The sequence below is a fragment of the Marinobacter qingdaonensis genome (assembly GCF_034555935.1).
Classification (GTDB): Bacteria; Pseudomonadota; Gammaproteobacteria; order Pseudomonadales; family Oleiphilaceae; genus Marinobacter; species Marinobacter qingdaonensis.
The window spans coordinates 1,796,162-1,810,473 of record NZ_JAYDCJ010000003.1 but is presented as its reverse complement, the minus strand read 5'-3'; the positions used below and the strand labels follow the sequence as shown (position 1 = coordinate 1,810,473).

10 protein-coding genes are annotated in these 14,312 nt (G+C 63.0%); 2 read left to right on the top strand and 8 right to left on the bottom strand.

Going from position 1 to position 14,312, the window contains the following annotated elements:
- Nucleotides 1-70: 70 nt before the first annotated feature.
- Together serB and parC are read right to left on the bottom strand one after the other, a co-directional pair.
- A complete protein-coding gene (gene serB, locus U5822_RS11535) occupies nucleotides 71-1,303 on the bottom strand; it encodes a phosphoserine phosphatase SerB (RefSeq protein ID WP_322855770.1) in 1,233 nt (410 codons plus the stop codon).
- A complete protein-coding gene (gene parC / locus U5822_RS11530) occupies nucleotides 1,296-3,590 on the bottom strand; it encodes a DNA topoisomerase IV subunit A (protein ID WP_322855769.1) in 2,295 nt (764 codons plus the stop codon). Before parC ends, serB begins: the two co-directional genes overlap by 8 nt.
- A gap of 226 nt (nucleotides 3,591-3,816) precedes the next feature.
- On the opposite strand from parC, the gene U5822_RS11525 reads away from it, so the two are divergent.
- Nucleotides 3,817-4,071, top strand: coding sequence for a hypothetical protein (locus tag U5822_RS11525; protein ID WP_322855768.1), 255 nt, complete (start codon nucleotides 3,817-3,819; stop codon nucleotides 4,069-4,071).
- A 138-nt stretch (nucleotides 4,072-4,209) separates the two neighbouring features.
- Here U5822_RS11525 and U5822_RS11520 read toward each other — a convergent pair whose 3' ends face one another.
- Complete coding sequence (locus U5822_RS11520; RefSeq protein ID WP_322855767.1) at nucleotides 4,210-4,791, bottom strand: YceI family protein; 582 nt, start codon at nucleotides 4,789-4,791, stop codon at nucleotides 4,210-4,212.
- Nucleotides 4,792-4,856: 65 nt separating this feature from the next.
- Nucleotides 4,857-5,402 carry a cytochrome b gene (locus tag U5822_RS11515; protein WP_322855766.1) on the bottom strand — a complete coding sequence of 182 codons (546 nt, stop codon included), beginning with the start codon at nucleotides 5,400-5,402 and terminating at the stop codon, nucleotides 4,857-4,859.
- Between the two features lie 519 nt (nucleotides 5,403-5,921).
- Between U5822_RS11515 and U5822_RS11510 the strand changes: the two genes are divergently transcribed.
- On the top strand, nucleotides 5,922-7,196 hold the full coding sequence (locus U5822_RS11510) for an EAL domain-containing protein (RefSeq protein ID WP_322855765.1): 1,275 nt from the start codon (nucleotides 5,922-5,924) through the stop codon (nucleotides 7,194-7,196).
- 6 nt (nucleotides 7,197-7,202) lie between these two features.
- Here the strand turns inward: U5822_RS11510 and U5822_RS11505 are convergent, their stop codons facing one another.
- The 4 genes from U5822_RS11505 to U5822_RS11490 form a co-directional block, all read right to left on the bottom strand.
- Nucleotides 7,203-8,981, bottom strand: coding sequence for an SLC13 family permease (locus U5822_RS11505; protein ID WP_322855764.1), 1,779 nt, complete (start codon nucleotides 8,979-8,981; stop codon nucleotides 7,203-7,205).
- Nucleotides 8,982-9,076: 95 nt separating this feature from the next.
- Nucleotides 9,077-10,972 (bottom strand): DNA topoisomerase IV subunit B, encoded by a 1,896-nt coding sequence (gene parE, locus U5822_RS11500; RefSeq protein WP_322855763.1) that lies wholly within the window; start codon nucleotides 10,970-10,972, stop codon nucleotides 9,077-9,079.
- A 67-nt stretch (nucleotides 10,973-11,039) separates the two neighbouring features.
- Nucleotides 11,040-11,516 carry a protease complex subunit PrcB family protein gene (locus tag U5822_RS11495; protein ID WP_322855762.1) on the bottom strand — a complete coding sequence of 159 codons (477 nt, stop codon included), beginning with the start codon at nucleotides 11,514-11,516 and terminating at the stop codon, nucleotides 11,040-11,042.
- Nucleotides 11,513-14,152, bottom strand: coding sequence for a S8 family serine peptidase (locus tag U5822_RS11490; RefSeq protein ID WP_322855761.1), 2,640 nt, complete (start codon nucleotides 14,150-14,152; stop codon nucleotides 11,513-11,515). Before U5822_RS11490 ends, U5822_RS11495 begins: the two co-directional genes overlap by 4 nt.
- Nucleotides 14,153-14,312 lie beyond the last annotated feature (160 nt).

The window sequence follows — 14,312 nt, the reverse complement described above, 5'->3', positions numbered from 1 at the left end:
CCCCGGCAACAAAAAAAGACCGGCCTCGCGAGGCCGGTCTTTTTTTACGCGCTCAGGACGATTCGCCCGGTCAGCGCCCGGCCTGCTCCAGGCCCTGGTTGGTCTCGCTCTCCCGGAATCCGATCAGGTAGAGGATGGCATCCAGGCCCAGGGTCGAGATCGAGTGCCGGGCGGATTCCTTGACCAGCGGCTTGGCCCGGAAGGCCACGCCCAGGCCGGCCTGACTGAGCATCGGCAGGTCGTTGGCGCCATCGCCCACGGCGATGACCTGCTCCCGGGAGATGTGCTCCTTCTCCGCAATTTCCTGCAGCAGTTCGGCCTTGCGCTTGCCATCGACGATCTGGCCAGACACCTCGCCGGTGACCTTGCCGTTCTCGATCGCCAGCTCATTGGCGTAGACGTAGTCGATACCCAGCTTGCTCTGCAGGTGCCGGGCAAAGTAGGTGAAGCCACCCGAGAGGATCGCGGTCCGGTAGCCCAGGGCCTTCAGGCTGCGGATCAGGTGCTCGGCGCCCTCGGTCATGCGCAGGCGAGCGGCAATCTGCTCCAGCACCGACTCGTCCAGCCCTTTCAGCAGCGCCAGGCGTTCGGCAAAACTCTGGCTGAAATCCAGCTCCCCGCGCATGGCTCGCTCGGTGATCTCCGCCACCTGCTCACCGACACCGGCTTCCAGTGCCAGCTCGTCGATGACCTCTGCCTCGATCAGCGTCGAGTCCATGTCAAACACCACCAGACGGCGATTGCGACGGAAAATTGAGTCCTCCTGGAAGGCAATGTCGACGTTCATTTCGCCGGCGATGTGCAGGAAATCCGAACGCAGGGTTTCCAGGTCGGAGGGCGTGCCTCGCACCGAGAACTCGACGCAGGCAATGCGGTTTTCCGCCGGGTTCAGGGATGGCCGGGCCGATAGCCGGGAGATGTTGTCGATGTTCAGGCCGTGGCGGGCAGTAATCGCCGACACCCGGGCAATCTGTTCGGCCTTGATGTCCCGGGACAGCAGGGTCACGATGTAGCAGGCCCGGTTCCGGGCCTCGGCCCAGTCCTCGTACTCCTCGACGGTAATCGGCGCGAAGCGCACCTGCAGGTCCAGGGCGTGCAGCCGGAACAGCAGGTCCCGGATCACTGGGGAAGACTTGGATTCGTCCGGGATCTCCACCAGGATGCCCCAGGTCAGGTGATCGTGGATCACCGCCTGGCCGATATCCAGAATGCGGACGTCGTACTGCCCCATGATGCCGGTGATCTCCGACGTGAGGCCCGGCTTGTCCCGACCGGATACGTTAATCAGTACCAGTTCACTCACTCTCGGCGCTCTCCTCTTCCGTCGCCCGGGGCGCCGAGGGAATCACCTCAATCGCATCCACCCGCTGTAGTCCCCGGGGCAGCTTGTGGCCCCGACGGCCGCGCTCTCCCAGATAATGTTCCAGATCACTGAATTGCAGTCCCATCTTGCGCTTGCCGGCACGGATTTCCAGCTGGTCGTCCTCGGCAAAGACCGCCACGGCCACCACATACTCCTCCCGGTTCTGGACCCGGGCCGAGGGAATGCTGATGATCTTGTTGCCCTTGCCCTTGGCCAGCTCCGGCAGTTCGCTCAGGGGGAAGACCAGCATCCGGCCCTCGTTCGAAATTGCCCCCAGGTACAGGGTCTTGTCAGTCGCCGGCACGGGCACCGGCGGCATGATGCGGGCGCCCTTGGGCACACTGACCACGGCCTTGCCGTTGCGATTCTTGCTGATCATGTCATTGAGCGAGGTGACAAAGCCGTAGCCACCGTCGGTCACCAGCAGCGTCTTGAGCGCCGGATCCCCCATCAGCAGGCCCGAGAAACTGGCCCCGGACGGCGGATTGATGCGCCCGGTCAGGGGCTCGCCCTGGCCCCGGGCCGATGGCAGGCTGTGGGCCATCAGCGAATAGGCGCGACCGGTGGAGTCCAGGAAGATGGCCTGCTGGTTGTTGCGGCCCCGGGCGGCCAGGGCGAAGCGGTCGCCGGCCTTGTAACTCAGGCCTTCGGGTTCGATGTCGTGGCCCTTGGCGGCCCGCACCCAGCCCTTTTCCGACAGCACCACGGTGACCGGGTCGTTGGACACCAGGTCCAGCTCGCTGAAGGCGCGGGCTTCCTCGCGCTCGACGATGGGTGAGCGACGGTCGTCGCCAAAGGTCTCGGCGTCGGCCTGCAGCTCGGCCTTGATCAGTTCCCGCAGCCGGTCTTCGGAGCCCAGGATCGCCTGGAGCTCGTCGCGCTCGGCGGACAGCTCGTCCTGCTCGCCGCGAATCTTCATTTCCTCGAGCTTGGCCAGGTGGCGCAGTTTCAGCTCGAGGATGGCTTCCGCCTGCTCCGCGGACAGGCCAAAACGGGCCATGAGCTCGGCCTTGGGCTTGTCTTCGGTGCGGATGATTTCAATGACTTCGTCGATGTTGAGGTAGGCGATCAACAGGCCTTCGAGCAGGTGCAGCCGCGCCAGTACCTTGTCCAGCCGGTGCTGCAGCCGGCGGGTCACGGTCACCCGGCGGAACGCCAGCCATTCGGTCAGGACTTCCTGCAGCCCCTTCACCCCCGGCCGGCCATCGTTACCGATGACGTTGATGTTCACCCGGTAGGTTTTCTCCAGATCGGTGCTGGCAAACAGGTGCGCCATCAGGCCGTCCAGGTCAACCCGGTTGGACCGCGGCACGATGACCAGGCGGGTCGGATTCTCATGATCCGACTCGTCGCGCAGGTCGGCCACCATGGGCAGTTTCTTGGTCTGCATCTGCTGGGCAATCTGCTCCAGCACCCGGGCGCCGGAGACCTGGTGTGGCAGGTCGGTCACCACAATTTCGCCGTTTTCGCGGATCCAGCGTGCGCGCATGCGCAGGGAGCCCCGGCCGGTTTCGTACATCTGCCGGATGTCTTTGCGTGGCGTCACGATTTCGGCGTGGGTCGGGAAATCCGGGCCCTTGATGTGTTCACACAGGTCGTCGACGGTGGCGTCCGGGCTGTCCAGCAGCCGGATACAGGCCGCCGTCACCTCGCGCACATTGTGCGGCGGGATGTCCGTGGCCATGCCCACGGCAATACCGGTGGTGCCGTTCAGCAGCACATGGGGCAGGCGCGCGGGCAGCACCGAGGGCTCGTCCATGGTGCCATCGAAATTGGGCACCCAATCCACGGTGCCCTGCCCCAGCTCGCTCAACAGCACTTCGGCAAAAGGCGCCAGTCGGGATTCGGTGTAACGCATGGCGGCGAAGGACTTGGGATCGTCCGGCGAGCCCCAGTTACCCTGGCCATCCACCAGCGGGTAGCGGTAGGAAAACGGCTGCGCCATCAGCACCATGGCTTCGTAACAGGCACTGTCACCGTGGGGGTGGAACTTACCCAGCACGTCACCCACGGTTCGGGCGGATTTCTTGTACTTGGACGTGGATTTCAACCCCAGTTCGGACATGGCGTACACGATCCGCCGCTGAACCGGTTTCAGGCCATCGCCCACATTGGGCAGGGCCCGGTCCAGGATGACGTACATGGAATAATCGAGATAGGCCTTTTCCGTGTAATCCCGGAGTGAAACCCGCTCAAAGCCCTCATCCGTTGTCTGAAACTCTGGCATGGATGCCTCTTTTGCCTGTGTTACCTGAAGTGAATGACGCCGATGATGCTACCCCGAAAGCCCGCGCGAATCACGGACCCCGGTGCGAGGCCACATTATATGGACGCCGGCTCGGATACACCAATTTCCAATAGCGGAATTCCCGCATGGAGACTCTGTAATGCGGGGCTTATCCTCGCCAACATTGAGCAGAAGACCGTTTCACTTTCCACACAAGCGGGACTTTATGAAACCCAACCTGAAAGCCTGCGGGCAAGCCATGGTGACCGCCATGGTGAATGCGGTACTGGCAGTCGCCCTGATGCTCCTGGTGGAGTTTGCAATCAGTGGCACCTTCCAGATTCCCGAGCCCTACCTCTGGGCGGGTATCCTCATCTGGCTGGTGATTTTTGCCGGGCAGTTCTGGCGGCAGCGCCACCTGTGCAAGTCCTGTGAGCCGTCCAACGACTCATCCAAGGAAGCCGCGCACCGAACCTCCTGAGGCGGCGGATTCGCCGCTCAATCCCCTCCGCACAACACTCTGAACTGCAGCGCAAGCGCGCCCGATCCGTACCATTGGGGCAAAAAAAGGGTTCCGACAGAGCGTCGGAACCCGGCAGGTGCTTTGGCGGGGACGCGCTTACTGGCGCACACCCTCCACCGAAATGATGATGTCGACGGTTTCGGAGGCAGGCCCCAGATCCATCGGAATGCCGAAGTCCTTCAGACGCAGCTCTGTCTCGGCCTCGAAGCCCATGCGGTAACCGCCCCAGGGATCCTCACCGTGACCGACCATCTCGGCGTCCAAGGTCACTTCCTTGGTCACGCCCCGCAGGGTCAGATCGCCAATGATGTCGGCCTCGCCGTCTTCATCGACCACCACGCGCTTGCTCTTGAAGCTGGCCTCGGGGTACTCGTCAACGAACAGAAAGTCTTCGCTGCGCAGGTGCTTGTCACGCTCGGCGTGGTTGGAGTCGACGCTGGAGGTGTCGATGGTGACGCTGACGGTGCTGTTTTCCGGGTTCGCCTCGTCGTACACGAACTGGCCGTCAAAATCGTTGAACCGACCGTAGAGCCAGCTGTAACCCAGGTGGGAAATCTTGAAGGTCACAAACTGGTGGGCACCCTTCTTGTCGAACGCGTAGGTGCCACTGTGGCCATCCGCCTGGGCAGCGCCAACCAGTGCCATGGACACTGCAGAGGCAAGCAATACTTTCTTCATCGTTATCTCCCTTTTTCGAATCAAGCCCGGATCGGGCACGGATAAATTCGGTCGACTCCGGCTGGCTACATGCCAAGCATACGCCGGAGGGTGCGGTCACGATCAATGACGTGGTGTTTGAGTGCGCCCGCCGCATGCACGGCCGCCAGCGCGACGATCGCCCAGGTTGACCAGTAGTGCACGGTGCCGGCGGTGTCTTCCAGGCCTTTGACCTGGCCGGTGACGGACGGCACGTCAAACCAGCCGAACACGCTGATGGACGAGCCGTCTGCGGTGGAAATCAGGTAACCGCTGATCATGGCCACGAACAGCAGCAGGTACAACAGGTTGTGGGCCAGGTGGGCGCTGATCACTTCCCAGCGTCGGTGTCCGGGCAGCGGCGCCGGATTCTGATTGACGGCCCGCCACAGGACCCGCAGCAGCATGACGCCAAACAGCAACAGGCCAATGCTGCGATGAATGTCGGGCGCCCGCTTGTACCAGTCGTCGTAGTAGGTCAGGTCCACCATCCAGTAACCCAGGGCAAACAACCCGATGACAGTGACCGCCACCAACCAGTGGATCAGGATGGCAATCAGACCATAACGCTCGGGGGAGTTCTGCAACTGCATGATGTGGATGGACCTCTATCCCTGTCTCTGGAAACTTGGCTTAGTTTAGGAAGGCTTCGGGTTGAAACAAATCGAAAAGATTTGCTGGCCACCATCAGAAATTCTGACGAACCCACCGGCCCTATTGCTTTAGTCGCATACGGCTTTTACGGATTGTTCAAAATTATAGCAACGATAGACTTGTCCCATACTCAGACGCCCTTCTTGGGCCCCATTGATCGAAAGGACACAGACATGGAACTCGAATTCGACGAAACCGTTGTTGTTCCCAGCAATAACTGATTGCCTGGCGGTCCGCAGGGCCGTCCGGCCCTCGTGCCTGCCCTCTTAGTCCGAAAACTGCCTGAACGGTTTCCACTTTCAACATGAAAGTGTGGTAATGCCCCGTCTTTTTTGGCAATCTCAGCACTGGTATCGGTAGTGCTGCCTCCCCGGCTTGTCGCAACTGACTGATTCGTCATAGTTTAGCCGTCCAACCTGAGGCGATTGACGATTTCGTTTAACCGTTCAGACTGACTTATGTCGCGAAGCCTCCCCGACAAGCTGGCCGTCCCGGAACTGGATCTTCTGTCCCCTTTGCTGAACCAGGACGGCGACAGTTGGACCGCCCACTTCCAGGGCCTGACCCTGCGCACGGCGCTGCAGCCGATCTACAGCATTTCCCACAAACGGATCGTCGGCTACGAAGCCCTGATCCGCGCCTTCGACCCGGACAACTCAGCGGTCTTGCCGCTGCACCTGTTTCAGCTCCCGTCGTCGGACGCCGAGAACCTCCTGCTCGACCGGCTGTGCCGGTACCTCCACATCCGCAACTACAGCGATGTCCAGGATCAGTTGAACTGGCTGTTCCTGAATGTGTCACCCCAGGCAGTGACCAGTGGCAGTCGGGCAGACTCCTTCTTCGGCCAGCTACTGAAAAAAACCGGCCTGCCGCCACACCGGATTGTCATGGAGATCGTTGAGCAGCCGACGGACGATGCCGAGAAGCTCCGGGAAACGGTGGCCTATTACAAGCGTCTGGGCTGCTTGACCGCCATCGACGACTTCGGAGCCGGCCATTCCAATTTCGAACGGATCTGGAACCTGTCCCCGGACATCGTCAAGCTGGATCGCACCCTGCTGACCCGGGCCACGGAAGACCACAAGGCCCGGCAGATCCTGAACGGGATAGTGTCACTGCTGCATCAGTCCGGCTGCCTGGTGCTGCTGGAAGGCGTGGAGACCCGGGAACAGGCGCTGATCGCCATTGATGGGGGGGTGGATTTTGTCCAGGGCTATTATTTCCAGACCCCAAGCACCGATCTTGAGGGCCTGATTCACGCGCCCGCCAATTTCGAGGACCTGCTGCAGGAGTACAAGTCCCGCAACCAGGTCACCTTCGATCCGACCCGACAGTTGATCGATTTTTTCAGCCCCTACTTCCGGGCAGCCATCGACAAGCTCGGCCACGGCGCCAACATGCACCAGGCGTGTCTGGAGCTGGCCAACCATGGGGCGGTCTCCCGCTGCTACCTGGTCGACGACCAGGGCGTGCAGATCGCCGACACCCTGGTGTCGGACACCGGTGCCCGCCACTCCGACCCCCGTTTCAAACCCCTGGAAAGTACCAGCAGCGCCGACTGGTTTCGCCAGCAGTACCTGCGTCAGGCCCTGGCCCAGCCGGAAAACCTTCACGTCACCAGTCCCTACCTCTGCGTCACCGGCGCCTACATGTGCGTGACCCTGTCACAGGGCTATTACCACGAGGGAGAATTGCGGGTGCTGTGTTGCGATATCCTCGCCAACCCGACCTGAGACTTCTTACAGACCCGGATTGATACCGTACACCAGTGCGATCACCGCCACGGTCAGGGCACCAATGAACAGATTCATCGGCAAGCCCACCCGCACGAAATCGGCGAACCGGTAACCCCCGGGGCCAAACACCATCATGTTGGTCTGATACCCCAGGGGGGTCGCGAAGCTGGCCGAGGCGGCCATCATCACGGCGATCACGAAGGGTTCGGCGGCAACGCCCATGCTGGAGGTCATCGACAGCACCACCGGAATCACCAGCACCGCCGCCGCGTTGTTGGTGATCACCTCGGTCAGCACCGACACGGTGATGTACACCAGCAGGATCGCCAGCAGGACGTGGCCCTGACTGAGGCCGAGAATGCCCTCCGCCACGTAGCGGGCCGCCCCGGTTTCCTGGAGCGCGGCCCCCAGGGCAAAGGACGCGGCAATGGTCAGGATGACCGGCACATCCACCGACTTCTGGGCCTGCCCGACCGAGCAGCAGCCGCTGATGATCATCAGCGAGGCCCCCAGCAAGGCGGCGTTGAGCATGCTCAGCACCCCGCACGCGGCCAACCCGACCAGCACCAGCAGGATGCCCCAGGATAACCAGGCCCGGTCGTGGCGGGGCCTTTCGGTTTCCAGATCGTTGATCAGCAGAAAGTCCTTGTTGTAGCGCTGACGGCTGACAAAGGCCGGACGCGCCTCCAGCAGCAGGACATCACCGGGCTTGAGCCGGATGTTACCCAGATTGCCGGACACCCGTTCACCACCGCGGGCCACCGCCAGCACCACCGCGCCATAGCGGTCCCGGAACCGGGCGTCCCGGATGGTCAGTCCCAGCACATCGGACTGGGGCGAGAGCGCGGCCTCCACCAGCCGACGTTCGGCCCGGTCCTTGGCCAGACTGGGTTCGTCCTCGTGGACCGAGGGCACGATGCCGTTGATGCGCAGCAGATCGGAAATGGCCTGGGTATCGCCGGCAAACACCAGACGGTCGCCACCCCGCAGGCGTTCCTCGGACGGCACCGCGGTCACCACGCTACCATCGCGCTCGATCTCAACCAGGTACAGTCGCTCCAGCTCCCGCAGGCCGGCCTCACCCACGGTCTTGCCGACCAAGGGGCCGTCGAAGGACACCGCCACTTCCAGGGTAAATTCACGCATGGAGCCAAACTTCTGCTGGTCCTTGCGATCCGGCAGCATGCGCGGCATCACCAGCAGCATGACGGCGACGCCGATCATGGCCACGGGCAGCCCCACCGATGTGATGGAGAAAATGGAGAAGCCATCCGTACCGGTCAGTTGCTGGTACTGGCCATTGACCACCAGATTGGTGCTGGTGCCGATGAGCGTCAGGGTGCCGCCGAGGATGGCGGAATAGCTCAGGGGAATCATCAGCTTGGAGGGGGAGATGCCGATTTTCCGGGACCAGGCGTGCACCGCCGGTATCATGGTGGCAACCACCGGGGTGTTGTTCAGGAACCCGCTCAGCAGGGACACCGGCAGGGCGATCCGGGCCTGGGCGCTGCGCACGGTTTTGGGCGAACGCAACAGATGGTGGACCAGCAGGTCGACGCCACCGGAATGGTGGATGCCCGCCGCCACCACGAACATGGCGACCACGGTGATCAGCCCACTGTTACTGAAGCCGGAGAGGGCCTGATCCGCCGAGATGATGCCACTGGCGCTGAGCACGACCAGCACCCCCATCATCACCATGTGGGGGGCAAATCGTCCAACACTCATGAGAATCAGCGAGGTGCCCGCGAGGCCCAGCGCAAACCAGCCTTGCCAGTCCATTTACGGTTCTTCCCCAGAACAAAACTGGCAGGATAACGACTTTGCAGAAGGCTTAGAAAGAATAAAGGATGCTTTTAATAGCATCCTCTGGAATATCAAACCACCACGTCGGCAATGTTGCCGTAGGTCTCGAGCCAGGACCGGCGATCGGAGGCCCGCTTCTTGCCCAGCAGCATGTCCATGCGGCTGTCGGTGTCGTCACCGTCTTCGATGGTGAGCATGACCAGGCGGCGGGTATCCGGTGCCATGGTGGTCTCCCGGAGCTGCAGCGGGTTCATCTCACCCAGGCCCTTGAATCGGGTGACCGAGATCTTGCCCTTGCGCTTCTCCGCCGCCAGGCGATCGATGATGCCCTGCTTCTCGTGCTCATCCAGGGCGTAGAAGGTCTCCTTGCCCAGATCGACCCGGTACAGCGGCGGCATGGCCACGAACACGTGACCGGCGGCCACCACCGGCCGGAAATGCTTCACGAACAGTGCACACAACAGGGTGGCGATGTGCAGGCCGTCGGAGTCGGCGTCGGCCAGGATGCAGATCTTGTTGTAGCGCAGGCCTTCGAGCTTGTCCGAGCCCGGATCCACCCCGATGGCCACGGCGATGTCGTGCACTTCCTGGGACGCCAGCACTTCCGAGGGATCCACTTCCCAGGTGTTGAGGATCTTGCCCCGCAGCGGCATCACCGCCTGGAATTCCCGATCCCGGGCCTGCTTGGCGGAACCACCGGCCGAGTCACCCTCGACCAGGAACAGTTCGGAACGGGCAGTGTCGGCGCCGGAACAGTCCGCCAGCTTGCCCGGCAGGGCCGGCCCGGAGGTGACCTTCTTGCGGGCCACCTTCTTGCTGGCGCGCAGACGGCGCTGGGCGTTGCTGATGAACAGCTCGGCCAGGACCTCGGCGACATCGGTGTGTTGGTTCAGCCACAGGCTGAAGGCGTCCTTGACCACCCCGGAAATGAAGGCCGCCGCTTCCCGGGACGACAGACGCTCCTTGGTCTGGCCGGAGAACTGGGGCTCCTGCATCTTGAACGACAGCACATAGGCCGCCCGTTCCCAGATGTCCTCGGGCGACAGCTTGACGCCCCGGGGCAGCAGGTTGCGGAACTCACAGAACTCGCGCATGGCTTCCAGCAGGCCGGTACGCAGACCGTTGACGTGGGTACCGCCCTGGGCGGTGGGGATCAGGTTGACGTAGCTTTCCATGGTGGCCTCGCCACCTTCCGGCAGCCACTGGATCGCCCAGTCCACCGCTTCGCTGTTGCCGGAGAAGCTGCCGGTAAAGGGTTCCAGGGGCACCGCCTCGAGGTCGGCCAGGGCCGTGCGCAGGTAGTCCCGCAGACCGTCCTCGTAGAACCATTCATCCTTCTCACCGGTCTTTTCCTGCAGGAAAGTCACGGTCAGGCCCGGACACAGCACCGCCTTGGCCCGGAGATTATGGCGCAGGCGGCTGACCGAGAAATTCGGGCTGTCGAAGTAGCTGGCGTCGGGGGTGAACTTGAGCCGGGTGCCGGTGTTGCGCTTGCCGACGGTGTCGATGACTTCCAGCTCGGAGGCCTTTTCACCGTTGGCAAAAGACATCCGGTGGAGTTGGCCGTCGCGCTTGATGGTCACTTCCAGATGGGTGGACAGGGCGTTGACCACCGAGACGCCAACCCCGTGCAGGCCGCCGGAGAAGTTGTAATTACCCTGGGAGAACTTGCCGCCGGCGTGCAGCCGGGTCAGGATCAGTTCGACCCCGGGCAGGCCTTCCTCTTTATGCAGGTCTACCGGCATGCCGCGACCGTCGTCCTCGACACTCAGTGAGCCGTCGCTGTGCAGCACCACGTCGATGCGGCGGGCGTGACCGGCAAGGGCCTCATCCACGCTGTTGTCGATGACTTCCTGCGCCAGGTGGTTCGGCCGAGTGGTGTCTGTGTACATGCCCGGACGCTTGCGCACCGGATCCAGGCCCTTGAGGACCTCAATGGCTTCGGCGTTGTATTGTTGCTGGCTCATAAGCAGGAAGTGACTCCGCGATTGGAACGAATAGCTGCGTCATAGCTTAGGGATTCGGCGGGAAAGATCAACGGTTGTTTTCAGCCTCGACAATGCGCAGCTCGCTCCAGCCCGAGGCAGTCACGGCAATGGCGGTGCAGGGCGTGGTGAGGGCCTGGGTGACCATCGTGCCCGGGTCGGGCGCCCGGCTGGCAACGGAGAGCACCAGTTGCTGGTCGACAATCCGGGATCCGGCCAGGGTCACGCTGTAACCACCGGTCGACTTCTGGCCCATGGCCACCAGCACCACCTTCTCGCGATTGAAATCGACCGCCCGCAGTGGTGCCAGCGACAGGTTGCGTGCGGGCAATGCCTCGAGCCGATCGACTTCGCCGCGATCGGCCAGCACCACGCGCCCCGGCGCGGTCAGGCCGCAATGGCTGGACTGGGCAATCTGGCGAGCCAGTGGCCCACCCGATGCGGTTTCGGTCTGCTGGGCGGCACAGCCGGTGATTCCCACCAGCAGGGTCGCCAGGAACGAACAACGCCACGCACTTGCTATCACTGAACCTGTACCTTTTTGGCTGTGGGGCCGTCGCGATTCAGGCGATACCCCTGGAAGTCCACCCTCGGGGCGCCGAGGGCACTGATGGTCGGGCGGCGGAAACTGGTGCTCAGGGCAATGCCGCTGATCGGGTCCAGACCGACCGAGATGGGCTGAGGCAGGCCATTGACCGGATATTCGGCGCAGGCCTCGCCGCTCTCGCAGATAAACCCGTTGTTGTCGGTGTCCGTGCCGGCCACCAGGAAATAGTCGCCCGGGTCCACCGCCCCAAACTGGAAACGATACTGCCCGCCGGTGGCACTCACAACCGTTTGCGCCACGGTGTCGTAATTGCCGTCGCTGGTCACCAGCAGCACGTAATGCCGGCCGGCATTGCGCTCGTCGGTCGGATCCACCAGGCGGACATTGACCGGGATCTCCAGCTCGCGACCGCCATTATAGGTAATCAGGATTTCACTGGAATAGATCTGGCTGGTATCCAACTGGCTGGCGTCGACCGTGACCGTGACCGAACTCGGTGGCGCGCCACCGGCAATCGCCGGATCGATTTGCAGCCAGTCGTCGCCGACCACGACCGACTGGATCGTGATCTCCGCCAAACTGGGGTAACGGACGAACGACAGGGTCTGGGACAGCGTTGCCTGACTGAACGACAGCACCGAGGGTGATGCAGCCAGCACATCCGGAATGTTGCCACTGCGCGCCGCATCGACGGCCTTGATGGCGTTGATCAACCCCGCCCCGTACTCGGTCGCACTGCCGACGGTATCGGTCAGTTGGCCATCTGCCAACAAGGCAAAAAACTGGCCTGGCGTCAGCGTCGGCTCCTCCCCCTTCATCAGCGCATAAACGCCGGCCACATGGGGCGCGGCCATGGAGGTGCCCTGAAGCCCCGCGTACCCGGGCTCGAACACGCCACCGTCGTCGGTGCCCCAAGCGCTGGTGATCACATCGGCGGCGCCATCGAGGTTGGCGTCCCGGCTGGCGTCACCGCCCGGCGCCACCAGATCCACGGACACGCCGAAATTGGAGTAGGACGCCCGGGTGCCGCCGGCATCCACCGCCCCAACGCCCACGACATTGTCGAAGGCCGCGGGATAGGTGGGCTCGTCGGTGGCCGCATTGCCGGCGGCTGCAACTATGAGCTTGCCCCTCGAGAAGGCATCGTTGATGGCGTTTTCCAGCGCGACATCCGGACCGACGCCCCCAAGGCTGAGGTTGATCACGTCCACGCCACTGTCGGCCTGGCCGGCCCAGCTGACCGCAGCAATGAGATCGGACAGACTGCCAGTGCCCTGGCGCCCCAGAACCCGAACCGGAATCAAGGTCGAGGCGTTGGCCACGCCGACGATGCCCGCGCTGTTATCCACCGCACTGACGATGCCGGCGACGTGGCTGCCGTGGAAGTTGCTGGAGCGAGCCTGACCGTCGCCCGGGTCGGCCGGATTGGTGTCCCGGCCCTGCTGGTTGTCGATGTCCAGCTCGCCCGAGACATAATCCAGCAAGTCAACCGAGGCCGGTACCACATTGGCGTTCAGATCCGGGTGCCAATTGCCGTAGCTGTTGGGCGTGGCGCTGAACAGGCCGGTGTCCATCACCGCCACGCCGACGCCACGCCCGAAGTTCGGGGCCGCCTGCCAGGCGATGGGCAGGTTGATCAACGGCAGATTCCATTGCCGGCTGTACAGGGGGTTGGACTCGGGACTCAGGGTCTGGGCATGAATGTGGTAATTGGGCGACACCGACGCGACATCGGGATGCTCGCGCAGGGTCTTGATCCAGGACAGGGTTTCCGTGCGTTGCCAGGCCTGCGCCTGCTGATTCAGGGGCGCCGCCGCGCCCGGCAGGTTCATCGACAGTTTCCAGGCGCCGCTGCCCAGCGCCACGGCCCCGTCGGCCGCCAGACTGGTCACCAGTTGCTCACCCGCCGGCTCCGGCCCGGTCCGGCGCAGGGTCGCTACCGCCTCACCGGGCACAAAGCCAGGGTCCGCGTACGCGGTATTCATCATGGAGGTGGTGCCCTCGGCCGCGGCAATCAGGACATAGCGCATGGGGCCGCCGGACACACTGCTGACCCGGATGGTGAACTCGCCCTGCCCCATGGCAATGGAGTGCAGGAACGGCGGTTCGGAGGTAAAGCCGCTCTGACTGTCGAATACCTGCCGGTCCGACGGGTCGAAAATCTGCAGGCGCGCGCGCCCTGGCTCCATGTCCCCGGTCTGGAACACCTGAAGGGAGACCCGGTCGCCCGCTTTGAGCTGGGCGGTGTAGTAGTCCTGGACGTCCTGGGCAAAGTCCAGTTGCTGGCCGGTGTCCGGGTAGATCCCGGAGGTGGCACTGACGTAGCCGCCGGCCACCCCGGTCACTGGTAACGGCTGGGCCTCGGTGTCGCAGTTGTTGCTGACCGCCTGATTCAGTCGAAGGTCGTCGCTGGTGTCGGAGTCGACCCGGGTCTGGCTTTCAATCTCGATCACGCCACTGACACTGACCGCCGAGGGCTCGACGCCGGAGCCGATCGCAAACGAGGTCTGGCCCAGGCAACCGGACAGGGAGCGATCACTGCTGCCGCCCCCGCATCCAGCGATCACCGTTACCAGCGCCAAGACGCCCACCGAAAACCCAAATCGAAGTTTCATGATTCTACCTGGTATGGTCGCAAGGAATGTGTCGAGCGCCAGCCTACCGCATTTCTCAGTGGTGCTCTGTGAACAGTTTAGTTCGATACGTTATCGGCACGCCGTTCAGATGCAAAAAAACCGCCGTCGGGTCTCCCCGAGGCGGTTTTCCGGTCTGCCG